At 54.6% G+C, this 619-nt stretch carries 1 pseudogene; it reads left to right on the top strand.

From position 1 onward, the window contains the following. Positions 1 to 619: pseudogene (locus PsAD26_RS29160) on the top strand (helix-turn-helix domain-containing protein); the annotation flags it as partial.

Raw genomic sequence — 619 nt, 5'->3', positions numbered from 1 at the left:
GCCAGCGCTGCAGCTGAGAAGGCGGTTAAAGACATCCGGCGCAAGACCCGAAAGCGCTATTCCACTGAAGACAAGATCCGTATCGTTCTGGCTGGACTGCGCGGTGAGGACAGTATTGCCGAGTTGTGCCGACAAGAGGGCATCTCACAGGGGCTTTACTACAGCTGGTCGAAGGAGTTTCTGGAAGCTGGTAAGAAGCGACTTGCCGGTGACACCGCCCGTCAGGCCAACACCGGTGAAGTCAAGGTGCTGCGCAAAGAAGCACGCAATCTCAAGGAGGTGGTCGCCGAACAAGCTCTGGAACTGCGGCTTCTTAAAAAAAGCATGCTCGAGGATGGGGGAGACGACGAATGAGATATCCCGCCCACGAGAAGTTGGAGATTATCCAGCTGGTTGAAGGATCACATCAGCCAATCAAGCGCACGTTGGAGCTGCTGGGTATTCCACGCTCAACGTTCTATGTTTGGTATGATCGCTATCTGGAAGGCGGTGTTGAAGCGCTTGAAGACCGTATCTCACGTCCATCCAGGGTCTGGAACCGTATTCCCGATGAGATCAGAGCGCAGATTATCGAGATGGCGCTAGACGAGCCAGATTTGTCACCACGAGAGCTCGCAGT

This window comes from Pseudovibrio sp. Ad26 (assembly GCF_001623285.1).
Lineage (GTDB): Bacteria > Pseudomonadota > Alphaproteobacteria > Rhizobiales > Stappiaceae > Pseudovibrio > Pseudovibrio ascidiaceicola.
This window is presented reverse-complemented; position numbering and strand designations above follow the sequence as displayed.